Source organism: Streptomyces sp. NBC_00433 (assembly GCA_036015235.1).
Lineage (GTDB): Bacteria > Actinomycetota > Actinomycetes > Streptomycetales > Streptomycetaceae > Actinacidiphila.
Window position 1 is genome coordinate 497,588 of the sequence record CP107926.1, and the last position, 13,690, is coordinate 511,277.

Consider the following 13,690-nt stretch of genomic DNA (forward strand, 5'->3'; position numbering starts at 1 on the left):
GTGCGATAATTTCCCCATGGCTGAAGACATCCAGGTACGCCCCGGTGGCCGCTCCGCGCGGGTGCGCGCGTCGGTGCACCGCGCCGTCGAGGAACTGGTGAGCGCGGAGTCCGCCGAGACCCTCACGATTCCCGCCGTCGCCGCCCGCGCCGGTGTGCACCCGACCACGGTCTACCGGCGCTGGGGATCGGTTCCGCAACTGCTGGCCGACGTCGCCACCAGCCGATTCAGCGGCGACGTCGTGGTGCCCGACACCGGCTCCCTGGCCGGCGACCTGGAGCGCTGGATGGCCGACGTCGCCACCGACCTCGCGGACCCCGACGTCCTGGCGCTGATGCGCGCGACCATCGGCTCGGGCCCGGAAGGCGGCTGCGCCTGCACGGTCGACCGCCACGAGCAGCTCGGCGCGATCATCGAGCGGGAGCGGGCGCGCGGCGGCACGGCGCCCGAGGTGGAGCGGGCCGTCGACCTGCTGCTCGGACCGCTGTACTACCGGGCGATCTTCAGCAGCCGGCCGGCGTCGAGCCAGTGGGCGCGCGGCCTGGTGGCCGCACTCCTGGCGGACTGCGCGCCGTCCCTCTGAGCCACCCGGCGGCGCCGCTCCGATATCCGCCGTGGCGCCGCTCCAGTCCGCCGATTCCGCCGCGAACAAGCCCTCCGGCTACGTACAGTTGATCTACTGTCACCGACCGAGGGGCCCTGTGTGATGGCACGCCACAGAGCCCTGCTCATCGGGGCGAGCGACTACGACATGCGCGGTGTCCCGCCGCTTCCCTTCATACCCGGTGACCTCGCCCGCCTCGGTTCCGTACTCGAGGACCGCGGTTTCGACGTCGCGGTCGTGGCCGCGCGCGAAGGCGGCAGGCAGGTCTCGCGGAATTTCGTGGACGGCCAGGTGGCCGGCTTCCTCCGGCGGGCCGGACGGGACGACACGCTGCTCGTTCTGCTGAGCGGGCACGGCGTGCACGCCGCGGGGCGGGACTTCCTCGTCCCCGAGGACATCCACGAGGACACGCGCCCCTTCGAGTCCGGCTGCGTGCCGATCGACTGGCGCGCGCACCTCGACGAGTCCCCCGCGGGCCGCGTCGTCTTCCTGATCGACGCCTGCCGCGAGGGCATCGAGCAGGAGACGATGGGCGGCGTCGCGAGCGCCCGGCTGTGGAGCCGGCAGAAGGTCAGCGCCGCGCTGCGCCGCAAGGTGGCTTACGTCTACGCGTGCTCCGCGGGGCAGTTCGCGCTGTTCGTCCGTTCGCGGGACACCCCCGTGGACCCGGTGGAGGGTGTGCGCCCCGGCGAGTCGTTCAGCATCTTCTCGCGCTCGGTGGCGGACGTCATCACCGGCCATCCGGGTGCGACGGCACTCGGCCTCCAGGACTTCCAGGACCGCGTCCAGGAACGGATCAGGGAGCTGCACCGGGCGTACCGCAAGGCCGGGCAGCCGCAGACGCTGCGGATCCTCACCGACATCCCGGCCGAGGACTTCTCCTTGCTGCCGCCGGCGAGGATGCCGGGTGCGCGGGCGGGCAGAGCCCCACGGCCACCCGCCGCGCCTCTGCCCGCGGACACCCCTGCGCCGCCGTCTCCGGACGCCGCCGCGCCTCTGCCCCCGGAGGCCGCGGAGACGGCACGCGCCGACCCCGCGACGGACATCGCGACCCGTGCGCGCAGGCCCGCGCGCACGGCGCTCGCCGCGCTGGCCACCGTCTGCGTGATCGGCGGCGCGGCCTGGGCGATCGCCACCTACGGCGGCGGCACCGACGACCCGGGCAAGGCGTCGGGCACGTCGGAGCCGAGCACCTCGGCCACGTCAGGACCGAGCGCGTCGGCCACCACGTCCGGCGCCGGCGCCCTGTCCGCCTGCACCCCGGATGCCGTGGAGTTGACCATAAACAGCCTCAGTAGCAGCTACTCACCCGGCGAACCTCCCACCCTCCTGGTGGCGGCGAACAACTCCTCGGACAGTGACTGCACCATCGATCTCGGGCCGCTGACAGCGGTGCTGACCGTCACGAAGGCCAGCACCGCCGCCCGCTACTGGTCCTCGGCCGACTGTCCCACGACCTCGGGAAGCCGGTTCTTCCGCGTGCCTTCCCACAGCACCGTGACGAACACCGTGCGGTGGGACCGCAAACCGAGCGCTCCCCAGTGCGCGGTGCCTCCGGCGGGTTCCGCGGAGCCGGGGACGTATCTGGCGGTGGTGACGGCACCGAGATTCGAGGAGGCGGAAGCGTCCTTCGTGCTGAGCGCGGGCTGAAGGCGGCGGGACGTCCGCAGGCGGGGTCGGCTCACGCCGGCATCGGTGCGGAGGCGGGGCCGTGGGTGCGGGCGAGCAGTGCGGCGGGGTCGGGTTCGGCCTGGAGGGCGAGCAGCAGCACCTCCCACAGCTCCCGCAGCCGATCCTCGATGGCGGCCCGGCCGTCCATCGCGTCGGACACCGTGTGCAGGCCGAAGAATGCGTAGACCACCGCGAGTCCGGCGGTCTCCGGCGCCACCGAGGCGGCCAGCGCGCCCTCGGCCCGCGCCTCGCGCAGCAGTTCGGTCACCGTCGCGATCCACCCGGCGAAGGGTCCTGGCACGGTCGCGTCGATGGCCTTGCGCTCCGTCCACAGCCGCGACCCGGCGCGCACCACCACGTCGTCGCGGAAGGCCCGCGCCACGGTGAAGCTCAGCGACACAAGTTTGTCCAACGCCGGCGCGGACGACGCCCGTACCTGCGCGATCACCGCGGGCCAGGTGGCGAGGGTCGCCTCGATCACCGCGAGCGCGAGCTTCTCCTTGCTGGTGAAATGGAAGTAGATCGCCCCGCTGGTCCGGCCGGACCGCGCGCTGATGTCGCTGATACTGGTCCCGGCATATCCCCGTTCCTCGAAAAGCTGCGCCGCGGCCTCCACCAGATACCCGCGCGTCGCCTCGGCACGTTCCTGCACATCCACTCCACAATTCCGCTCGCCGTCGAGCCGCCCGGCCGCGGATCCCGCCCGTGGAGCAGCGAAACGCGGCCAAGGCCTGCCATCAATGGGCAGCAATGTAGTGCCTGCGCGACTTCTCTCCGTTACATTCCGGAAGCAAGCGGGTGCGAATTCACCGAACGCGCGTTTCTCTTGTCATATGAGGAATTTGCTCGGCCTGCCCCTCGCCTCGGACCGGACCCAGGATCTGAGCTGGTCCTGTACGGTTCCGCGCGAGCTGGTGCACCGCACGTCGGTGGCCGAGGTCCTGCTGACGGACGTGCGGGCCGACCGGGCCGGGGGCTTTCGTGCCGCGGCCTGCTGGCCCCGTTCGCACATCACTTTCCCGGGTGACGGCGGCGACCGGCACAGCCCGCTGCTCGTCGTGGAGACGCTGCGCCAGCTCGGCATCTACCTGCCCCTGCGGTGGTTCGGCGTGCCGCCGAGCGCCCGGATGCTCATCGACGACCTGCGCTTCGCGCTGCACCCCGGCCGCGAGCCGCGGGTGGGCCTCGGCTGCACCGAGGTCACCTGCGACGTCGAGGTGACGGATCCGCGGCGGCGTTCGGACGGCCGCCTCGCCTCGCTGCGGCTGGCCGTCGCCTACCGGGCCGGCGGCCGGCTCTTCGCCCGCGCGGGGGGCGGCGCGCGCTTCCTGTCCGAGGCGCGTTACGCGGCGGTGCGCGCCGGCCGGCTCGGCTCCCTCCAGCCGCCGCCCATGCCCGGCGGCCGGCCGGACCCGGCGCTGCTCGGTGTCGCACGCGCCGCCGACGTGGTCGTCGCGCGCCGCGCCGCGGGGCTGGCCGTCGAACCCGCCGACCCCGGACACCCGTTCTACTTCGACCACGCCAGCGACCATGTGCCGGGCATGGTGCTGCTCGAAGCGGCACGCCAGGCGGCCGCGGAGGTCTCCGCCGGTTCCCTGCTGCGGCCGGTCAGCGGCCGCATGGCCGCGGTCTCCTTCACCGAGTACGACCCGCCGGCCGTGGTGGACACCGTCACGCACGACCGTACGTGCGTCTTCCGCATACGGCAGGGCGGCCGCGCGACCAGCTACGGCGTCCTCGGCTTCGGGCGACACGGAACATGACACGGCGCAGTTGCTTGACTACTTAACGTCGTCGTCCATAGCGTAATGAACGTTATGTTCTCGGCGGTGCCGGTGGCCGCGGAGAAACATCCGCCACGCCCTTTGCCGGCCTCTCACGGCATCGCGACAGTGCGCGGGCCCCTCGTCGCCGTAGCCGACGGAACGGTTCAGCTCCGTGTGCTCCGGCACTCCCGAACGGAATCCCGCCAGTGACCCAATCCGTGACCCCGTCCAAACCTTCCCTCTCCTCGCCGTCCGCGGACGCGCCGCCCTCCGCTCGGCCCGCGCCGTCGCGTGAGTCGGCGCCCCCGCTGTCCTGGACGCCGGCCGCGGTCGTCTTCGACTGCGACGGCACGCTCATGGACACCGAGCGGCACTGGCAGGACGCGCGCGACATGACCCTGCGCGCTTTCGGCCTGCACGCGGCGCCGGGCTTCGCCGAGCGCGCGAAAGGCCTGCACTACACCGAGTGCGGGCAGCTCATGGCCGACGAGGCCGGCCGGCCGGAACTGGGCGGCGAGCTGACGGACGAACTGCTCGCCGGCTTCCGCACGCTGGTCGCCGCCCGGCCCACCACCATGCCGGGGGCGCCGGAACTGGTCGCCCACGCCGCGAAGTTCGCGCCGCTCGCGGTCGCCAGCAACTGCCCGGCCGACGTGGTCGAGACGTGCCTGTCCACCGCCGGGCTGCTGCCCTACTTCGACCACATCGTGGTCCCGGACGACGCGGTGCGTCCCAAGCCCGCACCCGACGTCTACCTCACCGCGGTCCGGCTGTGCGGCGCGGACCCGGCGCAGAGCCTCGCCGTGGAGGACTCGGCGTGCGGGGTGGAGGCCGCGCTGCGCGCCGGGCTGCGGGTCCTGGGCGTCGGCCCCTGGCCGGGCGAGGAGGCCGCGGCCCGCGTCGACCTGTGGGTCAAGCGGCTCGACGACCCGGACGTCTTCGCGTGGGCAGGACGCCGCGCGGCCCGAGCGCTGGCCCGCTGACCCGAGGCGCCGCACCTGGAGGCCGACCGCGGCCCGGCCGCTCGCGCAGCCCGGCAGGTCGCAGACCGGGGCTCACCTCACGGGGTGGCCGCCGAGTCCGGGTCGGGCCGCGGACCGCCCGCGGCAGCCGCGAGGCTCCGGCGCAGGCGGGTGAGGCGGGCGATCTCCGCGTCCAAGGTCGCCAGGCGGCCGGCCACGACGTCGCTGACCTCACCGGGCCGGCTGTTGCAGGTTGCCGGCGCGGCCTGGACGAGGAGGTCCAGGCGGTCAGCGCGGCGGCGGACGTCCTCCAGGGTGAGGCCGAGCGCCAGCAGGTCGCGGATGACGCGGACCCGGGCCACCTCGGCGGGGCCGTACTCCCGTTGGCCGGAGGAGGTGCGCGGCGGGGGGCTGAGCAGGCCGCGGGCCTCGTACAGGCGCAGGGCGCGCGGTGTGGTCCCGGCCGCCGCTGCCGCCTCGCCGATCCGCATGCGCGCCCCACCCCGTCCGCAGCTCCACGATGGCCGCCCCGAAGGAGCGGCCCGCGATCAGCTGGGGCAACACGTCAGGGGCGCGCTCCATTCCACGAAAAGGGGGGTGGGAAGCCGGCGTGAAGTCGTCAGGGGTCGGCAGTCCGGCGGGGCGGCGGGCCAGGCGTACGAGACGGTGTGTCGCGTTCACGGCCGGGACGCTAAGCCCTGCCCCGCGGGTCAGGGTCAAGGACCGGCTTCGGGGAAGGGGCGCCGGGAGGTCAGGCGGCTCTGCCCATTCCCCCGGCGGGCTCGGCCGGCTCGGCTTCCGCCTCCACCGGCGCCTCGCCGTGCAGTTGGCGGCCGACGAGGGCGCCGCCGAAGATGACGAAGCCCACTCCGATCAGCCAGCTCTGCACGGTCAGCACGGTGCCGACCGGGCCGTAGGTCACCGCGCTGGTCAAGGTCAGCGGCGAGAGGACCATGATCGAGAAGACCCGCAGGCCCACCAGTCCGGCCATGGTGCACACCGCGCCGGTGAGGGCCGGCAGGCCCGGGACGCGGTTGCCGAGCAGGAAGCGCTGGCCCCACCAGAAGAAGAGCACCCCGCAGGCGAGGGTGAAGGCGATGCGCAGCGCGGTCGCCGGCGCCCCGCCGTCCAGCAGCGTGCCGCTCTGCGCCTCCACGAACAGATACGCCGTCAGCACCGCCAGCCACACCACCCGCCGCCACACGGCGTGCCAGGGGACCGCAGGGAGCTGCCAGATCCGCTCGTAGCCGGTCGCGACGCTGGCCGCGAACGACAGCCCGAAGACCGCGAGCGCCGCCAGGCTGAGCGCGCTGGTGGTGCTCAGCACCGCGCCGGGCGTGGAGAACAGCCGCCGTACGGTCGCCGCCGGTCCGGCCGACAGCCCCATGCCGTCCACGATCCACTGCGCGAAGCCCGCCGGCTGGTAGGGGACGGCCGCGGCCACCACGATCAGCAGCGGCATCAGCGTCACCAGTCCGAGCGCCGCGAACCCCATCGACCGGTGCATCAGCTCCACTTCGGCGCCCTGCCGCCAGATCCGCCCCACGACCGAGCCCCGCCACGCCTTGCCCACCCGGGCCGCCGTCCTGCCCATGCCCGCCTCCTCCGCCGCACCCCCGAGGCCCCGCGCGAACTACCGCCCTGCGGTTACCCCCGAAGCCGCCCCCTACGCTGACGGCGGGCACGCGGCCTTCCCCGTGCCCGCCGTCAGCGGACGAACTGGTGGCCGATCCAGACCTGGATCTCGGTCAGCCCGCTCAGGTCGAGGCCCGAGTCGAACTGGTCCTGCGGGATCGTCACCTGCCAGTCGCCGCCCCCACCGAGGCCCCGGCAGGCCGGCGGCCGCGGGGCCGTCAGCGGCGGGTCGCCGCCGAGGCCCTCGCCGGCCGCGAGCCGGGTCGTCCTGGCGGACCGGGCGCTGACCTGCGGCTGCGGCAGCTGGACCGCGACGCTGCCGTCGCGCCGCCGTCGCTGCCGGCTCCGCCCCAGCCGCCGCAGCCGCCGGAGGTCCCGGCAATGGTCTGGCCGGGCACCAGTTCCTCGTGCCCGACGGGCGGTTCGGCTCCCGGCTGGGCCTTCGGTCCGCCGCCCTGCCCGCTGCCGCCGGGACCGACCCGGTGGTCCTCGCCCGAGCCGTCGGGGACGGAGTCGGGCCACGGATGGACGCCGTTCGCCCCGGCGGCGCCGCCCCGCGACGCGCGTCGGCGCCCGCCGGTCCGGACGGGGCCCGGCGGGCGCGGAACCGCTCTCAGCGCGGGGTCAGCCTGAGCACCCGAGCGCCGCTCATCCAGACCGACCGGATGTCGTCCCGGTCCGGCACCCCGTCGTCGCCGACGCGGATGCCGTTGAACTTGGCGAAGGTCGGGTTGACCTGTGCCATGTGGGCGTAGGCCGAGACGACTTCGGATTCCCTGGTGTAGATCTGCACATCGGCCCAGCGGCGCTTGCCCGCGAGCCGGATCTCCACCGGCTCGCCGGTGCGCAGGTTGCGTCCCCACCCGAAGGAGGTGCCGATCAGCAGGTCGTCGCCCTCGGCCAGGTAGGCGACCGGGACCGAATAGCGGCGTTGCGACTTGCGGCCCACCACGTAGAGGGTCACCAGCCGGGTGCCGACGACCCGGGACAGGCCCGGTGCCCGCAGCAGACCCCGGACCAGCACGTTCACCAGGCGCTGGCCCGGAAGCGTCCGCGCCCGGGGCTCGGGGCGGGAGCCGGCTGCGCCCGTGTCAGTGGTCATCGCTGCGCGTCGTGACCGGGTCGGCGTCGGTGATCAGCTTGTCGCTGGTCGAGGTCGGGGCCGACCGCTTGACCGCCTTGGGCATCTCACCGACGGTGAAGACGCGGACCTGGTCGCCGGCGGCGACGGAGAGGAAGGAGGCCTCCGACGGCACCTCGTCGGGCAGCTCGATCGCGTGGGACCCGGCGCCGAGGCTGTCGTCGAGGACCCGCTTCGAGGTGCTCTTGGGCTCGGGCGGCGTGAAGGAGGTGTGCCAGAAGGCCTCGGCGGTCACATGCGCGGGTTCCTTGAGCGTCACCTGCACGCGCCTGCGGTCGGCGTCGTAGTCGATGCGGGTGCCGTCCTGGCCGCCGCGTCCCTCGGAGGCGTCGGCCTCGACCTGGGCGGCGATCACGCCGGGGATGCCGGCCAGGCCCTGGATGAAGCCCACCTGCGGGTTGCGCTTGCCGACCTCCTCGCGCAGGTGCTGCTTGGTGTCGGCGGGGACCATGCCGCCGAAGACCACGACGTCGATGTCGGTGACGTCGTAGTCGTCGAGGACCTGGTCGAACTGGTTGGTCGCGTTCGCCTTGAAGCCCTTGGCGCGCAGGATGTCGACTGCGGCGACCAGGACGCCGGGGCTGCGGCCGACCACGAGAATGCGGCCTGGTCCGTCGGCGGCTGCGGGCGTGGTGCTCATCGTCAGGTCTCCTCGGTGATGGATTCGAACCGGCCCCGCCCGTGCGAGGTGTGCCGCCCCGCCCGGCCGCCCGCCGGGGTCTGTCCCACGCTGACGGAGCGTAGCCGCACCCCGGGGACGGGCTGATCCGCCGCACCGCAGGTCACTCGATCCGGTGAGTGCTTCCACTCCTCCGGGGGGTGACCGGGTCGAGCGGGCCGGCTCGAAGCCGTCACGCCCCGCGGTCGTCGTCCGTCACGGGGTGGGGGAGGTGGCCTCGTCGGGTGAGGAGCTGTCAGCCGGTTCGCTCCGCCGGCTCCTGACCACGCAGAAGGGGTGGCCGGCCGGGTCGGTGAGGACCCGCCACCTGCCGCCGCCCGGCTGCTCGGGCGGCTTGGCCGCGCCCAGCGCCAGCAGGCGGGCCTCGGCCTCGTCCAGGTCCCCCTCGACCGTGAAGTCGAAGTGGAACTGCTGGGGCACCTCCTGCTCCGGCCAGCGCGGTGCGCGGTAGCCGTCGACGCGCTGGAAGCCGATGAAGAGGCCGTCCTCGCAGGTGAGCCCAGCGAAGTCCGCGTCGGACGCCGGGTGCGGTACGAGGCCGGTGGCCTGCTGGTAGAAGGCCGCCAGGGCCGGTGGGTCGGGGCAGTCGAGCGTGATCGCGGTCAGTCTCATCCGCACGGGCACGGCACCTCCGGGCCGGTCGGCGGGCGCCGGCGAAGTCTGCGGTCTGCTTGCGCCCGGGATCGTAGCCCGTGGTGCCGACCGTGATCCACGGCGTTTCCGCGCCGCAGGTCCCGGGGGTGCGGACGGTGGACCGGCGTCCGTACCGCGGGGCACGCCGCCCGGGTGGCGCGGGCGGTCGCGGTGGTCAGCCCGCGCTGAGGCTGGTGCGGCGGACGATCAGCCAGACGGCCGCCAGCGCGGCGACGCCGATGCCGCCGTAGCAGGCGGCGAGGACGAGGTGGAAGTGCCCGATCCGGTCGGCGGGCTGGAAGGTGTCCGACGTCCGCGGGTGGCTGCGTCCCATGCGGGACGGCAGCTTGCCCGGGTCGATCCGCGCCGGGTCGGGGATCGCGCAGAGCTTCCGCAGGCCGGTGCAGTCGAGGTGGCGCCCGGCGGAGTCGTAGAGGTCGGTCTCGTACGCGGTTGGTGGCGCGGCCGAGGCGCGGCATGTCGGCGACGCTGAAGTCGCGCCAGAGCCGGCTTGTCCTGGGCCAGGATCGCGACCCGGTGCGGCGGGGTCCACGGGGGGCCGCCGCCCCTGGTCACGCCGCCCCACCCCCTTCCCCTGTCCCGGCTCCCGGCGCCGGCCCGCTCCCGCGGCGCGGATTCGCCGGCCTGCGTCAGGCGCACGGTGTCCCCGGCGATGACCGAGGCGATGAGGGCCTCTACGTCCTCGTCCTCGATCCCGCCTCGCGGGCCGGCCCGCCGCGCAGCGGGGCCATGACGTGCGGGTCGGCCTCGCCCAGCGACCCGCTGACGAAGGTGCCCGCCCTTGCCGCGCCTCCACCAGTCCGGACAGGTCCAGCTCGCGGGAGGCCTTCAGCTGCCTCGCGGGCCGGCCCGCCGCGCAGCCGGGCCATGACGTGCGGGTCGGCCTCGCCCAGCGACCCGCTGACGAAGGTGCCCGCCCTTGCCGCGCCTCCACCAGTCCGGACAGGTCCAGCTCGCGGGAGGCCTTCAGCACCGTGCTCGGGTTGACCGTGCAGGAGGTCACGACGCCGCGCACGGTGGGGAGTCGGTCCCCCGGGCGGCAAGGGGAGGCCCGGCTCCGCACGCCGGCGGCAGGAGTCGTCCGCCGGTGCCTGCGGGCGTGGTTGACTGCCCCGGTGACCGACTACGACGTACTGCGTGTCTTCTGCGGAGCCGACGGCCGTCACGGCAACGAACTGGCCGTCGTGCGGGAGGGATCGGCCGTCGCCGACCCCGGCGAGCGGCAGGTGCTGGCCGGGAAACTGGGGTTCAGCGAGACCGTCTTCGTCGACGACCCCGAGCGGGGCGTCATCGACATCTACACGCCCACCCTGCGGCTGCCCTTCGCCGGGCACCCTTGCGTGGGCACGGGTTGGCTGCTCGACCTGCCGGAGCTGGTCACGCCCGCCGGGGTGGTGGGCGTGCGGCTCGACGGCGAATTCACCTGGATCGAGGCGATGGCGGCCTGGGCGCCGCCGCGCACGCTGCGCGAATACGCCTCTGCCGAGGAGGTCGAGGCGTTGGAGGTGCCGCCGCCGGGTGAGTGGGTCTACGCCTGGGCCTGGCAGGACAAGGCGGCGGGGCGGATCAGGGCCAGGGCCTTCCCCGGCCGCGGTGACGGGATCGACGAGGACGAGGCCACGGGGGCGGCCGCGCTGCTGCTCACCGACCGGCTCGGCCGGGCGCTCAACATCGCCCAGGGCGTCGGCTCACAGATCATGACGGCGCCCCGCCCCGACGGTCTGATCGAGGTGGGCGGCCGGGTGCGGCTGGACGGCCAGGAGTCGGCGTAGCGCCGGCGGCCTCGGCCGTCCTGCCGGTCGGCGAGGCGGAGCCGTCAGCCCGGGTGGGCCGACTTGGCGTTGTCCGCCGCGTCCGTCGTGGCCTCCTGGAGGAGCTGCCTGCCCAGGTCCAGCAGAGCGCGCCCCGCGGCGTACTCGTCGCCGATGGCGGGTACTGGCGGGTCCTCCGGGTTGCGCACCGCGGTGGTGCGGGTGCGCAGGGTGTGGTCGCCGGTGTCGAGGGCCGCCTTCACCGTGGTGGCGTCCTGGCTCTCCTCGGCGATCTCCAGATTCAGCGTCCAGGTCTTGGTGCGCGACTGCGCCGCTGTGTCCTGCTGCATCACGAGCCGTCCGTTCCCGTACGCGCGTCGGTGCCGACCGGACCACGGCGTACGCTGCCGCACCCGGCCCCTTCGTGTCAACACTCCTGCCCGATACCGAACGCCACAAACCGAACATAACGGTCGCGGGCACACGTGAAGGGTCCCCGCGGGCGGGCAGCCCGCAGGGACCCTTCCCTGCTCGGGACCGCCGGGCGGGAACCCGGCGGCAGGACCGTGAAGGTCAGTCGACGGTGCCGGAGGCGGTGATGACGACCTTGGAGGACGGCTTGCCGCTGCGCGAGCCCTTGCCCTCGATCAGCTTGACCAGCTCCTCGCCCTCGACGACCTCGCCGAAGACGACGTGCTTGCCGTCCAGCCAGCCGGTGACGACGGTGGTGATGAAGAACTGCGAACCGTTGGAGTTCGGCCCGGCGTTCGCCATCGACAGCAGGAACGGGCGGTCGTGCTTGAGCTGGAAGTTCTCGTCCTTGAACTTCTCCCCGAAGATGCTCTTGCCGCCGCGCCCGTCACCGGAGGTGAAGTCGCCGCCCTGGAGCATGAATTCCGGGATGATCCGGTGGAAGGCGGAGCCCGCGTAGCCGAAGCCGTGCTCGCCGGTGGCCAGCTCGCGGAAGTTCCTGGCGGTCTCGGGCACCACGTCGTCGAACAGCCGGAAGACGATGCGTCCGGCCGGGGCGTCGTCGACGGAGATGTCGAAGTACACATTGTTCATGGGCCCCATCCTTGCATCCCCGGGGTCGCGGACCGCGCGTCGGGGCCGCTTCCCGGCCGCGTCACCCCGGCGGACCGCCGGTCACCGCTCCCCCGAGGCGACCGCCACACCCGTGCGGCACCCGCGGCGGACGGGACGCGGCCCTTCGTCGGCGGATGTCGGACATCGCGGGGGATGAGCCGATGTCCCACCCGTCGGCCGACGTGGGCGCAGGAATGGGGTTTTCTGCGGGACCGCACAGCACGGGCGCAGACTCTGCACACATGTCCGCCGCATCTCCGTGTGATCCGCGTTCCGTCCGGTTCGAACGCAGAGGTGTTCGAACCGGAGGGCGGGCGGCGGGGTGTTTTCCGCGGTGTGCGAATTCACGGGGGCAAGAAGTGTGAAGAATTCGTCGCCGTCCCGTGCCGAGGGCCGCCGCAGCCCGCCGACCTGCGCGGACCCGCCGGTCCACCGGGTGGCCTGACACGGTGTGACGTGCTTACATCGACCGCCAGGCGGGAGTTGGGCAAAAGCCCGATGGAATTCACGGTGCCGGGCGGGCGGTTGATTCGACCTGCTTCGACACCTCCTCCTGCCTGGTCGACAGAATTTTCGAAATATTCCGCACGACGAAGGGATTACGCAGTCATGCGCAAGGACTCCACCCCCCGGATCGAGACCCGCGAGATTTCCGACAGCGACCTCGACGGCATCTCGGGCGGCATTCTCGGCCCGGTGCTCGACACCGTCTTCACGGTCGACTCCATGCTGCCGGAGGTCTCCGACGTGGCGGGTCTGGCCACCTCGGCGACCGGCCTGAACGTGGCGCCGCTGACCGGTCTCGCCGGTCTCTGAGCGCATTTCGCCACCGACCGTGGACCCCGGGGCCTGACAGCCCGGGGTCCACGGGTCTGTCCGGGAGGACTCCGTGGAATTCCGCCACAAGGCGCTGTCCAGGCTCCGATCGCCCGAGGAGCTCGATCTGCCGGTGCGCTTCGCCCGGCCGCAGGGGCTGCTGGCGCTGACCGTCGCGGTGGTCGTCCTGGCCGGAGCGGGGGTGTGGGCGGTGGGCGGTTCCGTGGCGTGGCGGGCGACCGTGCCCGGGGTGTTGACGCACGGGCACGGCGGCTACGTGCTGGAGAGCCCGCTGGCCGGCCAGGTGGTCGGCGTCAGGGCCCGGGTCGGCGACCTGCTGGCGGCCGGGGCGCCGCTGCTGGACGTACGGACCGCGAGCGGGGTGCGGCAGGTGCGCCTGGTCGCGCCCGGCCGGGTGACCGCCTTGCCGGCCCGGATCGGCTCGGTCGTCGCCGCGGGCAGCGAGGTGGCGGGCCTGGAGCGGGTCACGACGGCGTCGGAGCCGCTGGAGGCGGTGCTCTACCCGGCGGACGGCACGGCGCCGCCGGTCGGCGCGGCGGTCGAGCTGACCGTGCGGTCGGTGCCGGCCGCGCGCTACGGAGTGCTGCGCGGCACGGTCACCGCGGTGGGCCGCGAGCCGCAGAGCGCGCAGCAGATCGCCGACTTCCTCGGCGACGCCCGCCTGGGCGCGGCCTTCGCCGCGCACGGGGCGCCGCTGGCGGTCACCGTCCGGCTGCGGCGCGACCCCGCCACGGCCACCGGCTACGGCTGGTCGTGGCGCGGCGGGCCGCCCCATCCCCCGGCCGCGACTCCGGTCAGCGGCTCGGTGCTGATGCCCGCGCAGCGCCCGATCGACTGGCTGCTGCCGTGACCGCCCGCCACACCGGCCGCCCGCCCGCGGCCGCCGCGGGCCGGCACCGCCCCG

Annotated in this window: 16 protein-coding genes and 1 pseudogene; 7 read left to right on the plus strand and 10 right to left on the minus strand. The window is 73.9% G+C overall.

Features of this window, described 5'->3' with window-relative positions:
- Positions 1–16: 16 nt before the first annotated feature.
- Positions 17–583, plus strand: a complete 567-nt coding sequence (locus OG900_02070; GenBank protein ID WUH89035.1) for a TetR/AcrR family transcriptional regulator C-terminal ligand-binding domain-containing protein — start codon at positions 17–19, stop codon at positions 581–583.
- Positions 584–706: 123 nt separating this feature from the next.
- Positions 707–2,254 carry a caspase family protein gene (locus OG900_02075; protein WUH89036.1) on the plus strand — a complete coding sequence of 516 codons (1,548 nt, stop codon included), beginning with the start codon at positions 707–709 and terminating at the stop codon, positions 2,252–2,254.
- Positions 2,255–2,285: 31 nt separating this feature from the next.
- Here OG900_02075 and OG900_02080 read toward each other — a convergent pair whose 3' ends face one another.
- Positions 2,286–2,927 carry a TetR/AcrR family transcriptional regulator gene (locus tag OG900_02080; GenBank protein WUH89037.1) on the minus strand — a complete coding sequence of 214 codons (642 nt, stop codon included), beginning with the start codon at positions 2,925–2,927 and terminating at the stop codon, positions 2,286–2,288.
- 181 nt (positions 2,928–3,108) lie between these two features.
- On the opposite strand from OG900_02080, the gene OG900_02085 reads away from it, so the two are divergent.
- Positions 3,109–4,038, plus strand: a complete 930-nt coding sequence (locus OG900_02085) for an A-factor biosynthesis protein (protein WUH89038.1) — start codon at positions 3,109–3,111, stop codon at positions 4,036–4,038.
- A gap of 311 nt (positions 4,039–4,349) precedes the next feature.
- The gene (locus tag OG900_02090; protein ID WUH95585.1) at positions 4,350–5,024 is read left to right on the plus strand and encodes an HAD family phosphatase; all 675 of its coding nucleotides are present in this window, start codon (positions 4,350–4,352) and stop codon (positions 5,022–5,024) included.
- Between the two features lie 77 nt (positions 5,025–5,101).
- Here OG900_02090 and OG900_02095 read toward each other — a convergent pair whose 3' ends face one another.
- The 7 genes and pseudogenes from OG900_02095 to OG900_02125 form a co-directional block, all read right to left on the minus strand.
- Positions 5,102–5,494, minus strand: coding sequence for a MerR family transcriptional regulator (locus OG900_02095; protein WUH89039.1), 393 nt, complete (start codon positions 5,492–5,494; stop codon positions 5,102–5,104).
- A 260-nt stretch (positions 5,495–5,754) separates the two neighbouring features.
- A complete protein-coding gene (locus tag OG900_02100) occupies positions 5,755–6,597 on the minus strand; it encodes a ribonuclease BN (protein WUH89040.1) in 843 nt (280 codons plus the stop codon).
- Between the two features lie 654 nt (positions 6,598–7,251).
- Entirely contained in the window at positions 7,252–7,740 is a 489-nt protein-coding gene (locus OG900_02105) for a hypothetical protein (protein ID WUH89041.1), read from the minus strand.
- Positions 7,730–8,419 (minus strand): hypothetical protein, encoded by a 690-nt coding sequence (locus tag OG900_02110; GenBank protein WUH89042.1) that lies wholly within the window; start codon positions 8,417–8,419, stop codon positions 7,730–7,732. The genes OG900_02105 and OG900_02110 overlap by 11 nt, the downstream gene beginning before the upstream one ends.
- A 234-nt stretch (positions 8,420–8,653) precedes the next feature.
- Entirely contained in the window at positions 8,654–9,082 is a 429-nt protein-coding gene (locus tag OG900_02115) for a VOC family protein (protein WUH89043.1), read from the minus strand.
- 184 nt (positions 9,083–9,266) lie between these two features.
- Positions 9,267–9,644 (minus strand): hypothetical protein, encoded by a 378-nt coding sequence (locus OG900_02120; protein WUH89044.1) that lies wholly within the window; start codon positions 9,642–9,644, stop codon positions 9,267–9,269.
- A 355-nt stretch (positions 9,645–9,999) separates the two neighbouring features.
- Positions 10,000–10,148, minus strand: a pseudogene (locus tag OG900_02125) (GntR family transcriptional regulator).
- 79 nt (positions 10,149–10,227) lie between these two features.
- On the opposite strand from OG900_02125, the gene OG900_02130 reads away from it, so the two are divergent.
- The gene (locus OG900_02130) at positions 10,228–10,884 is read left to right on the plus strand and encodes a PhzF family phenazine biosynthesis protein (GenBank protein ID WUH89045.1); all 657 of its coding nucleotides are present in this window, start codon (positions 10,228–10,230) and stop codon (positions 10,882–10,884) included.
- Positions 10,885–10,928: 44 nt separating this feature from the next.
- On the opposite strand, the gene OG900_02135 is transcribed toward OG900_02130, so the two are convergent.
- Both OG900_02135 and OG900_02140 read right to left on the minus strand, forming a co-directional pair.
- On the minus strand, positions 10,929–11,213 hold the full coding sequence (locus tag OG900_02135) for a DUF1876 domain-containing protein (GenBank protein WUH89046.1): 285 nt from the start codon (positions 11,211–11,213) through the stop codon (positions 10,929–10,931).
- Positions 11,214–11,436: 223 nt separating this feature from the next.
- Positions 11,437–11,928 carry a peptidylprolyl isomerase gene (locus OG900_02140; protein WUH89047.1) on the minus strand — a complete coding sequence of 164 codons (492 nt, stop codon included), beginning with the start codon at positions 11,926–11,928 and terminating at the stop codon, positions 11,437–11,439.
- 630 nt (positions 11,929–12,558) lie between these two features.
- Here OG900_02140 and OG900_02145 point away from each other — a divergent pair.
- Both OG900_02145 and OG900_02150 read left to right on the plus strand, forming a co-directional pair.
- On the plus strand, positions 12,559–12,765 hold the full coding sequence (locus OG900_02145) for a type A2 lantipeptide (GenBank protein WUH89048.1): 207 nt from the start codon (positions 12,559–12,561) through the stop codon (positions 12,763–12,765).
- A 73-nt stretch (positions 12,766–12,838) separates the two neighbouring features.
- Positions 12,839–13,636 carry a hypothetical protein gene (locus tag OG900_02150; GenBank protein ID WUH89049.1) on the plus strand — a complete coding sequence of 266 codons (798 nt, stop codon included), beginning with the start codon at positions 12,839–12,841 and terminating at the stop codon, positions 13,634–13,636.
- The last annotated feature ends 54 nt before the right edge of the window (positions 13,637–13,690 follow it).